At 62.0% G+C, this 255-nt stretch carries 1 protein-coding gene; it reads left to right on the top strand.

Annotation, left to right across the window (positions count from 1 at the left end; genetic code table 11):
• Positions 1-44 precede the first annotated feature (44 nt).
• On the top strand, positions 45-255 hold a 211-nt coding region (locus HAQ05_RS28350; protein WP_190427778.1), incomplete at its 3' end, for a hypothetical protein.

Genomic DNA, 255 nt, shown 5'->3' on the forward strand with positions numbered 1-255 from the left:
TTATGTCACGGGCGGCGACTACCTTAGCGACCGCAGGCAAAAGCGTGCTAGCGTTGATGGGCGGCCCGGTCGGGCTTGTCTTCATTGCTGGTGCAGCTGCTCTTTCGTTCGTAGATTTCCGCAGCAGCGCCGACAAGGCGGCCGAAGGCCTGGAGGGCTTGAAAGGGCCGCTCGATGATGTGATCGCCAAGTTCAAGGCACTAACCCGCGACCAGAAGGCCGCTGCGATGGTGAAGTGGAGCGAGGCGGAAGCGG

The sequence above is a fragment of the Pseudomonas typographi genome, from assembly GCF_014694385.1.
GTDB classification, from domain to species: domain Bacteria; phylum Pseudomonadota; class Gammaproteobacteria; order Pseudomonadales; family Pseudomonadaceae; genus Aquipseudomonas; species Aquipseudomonas typographi.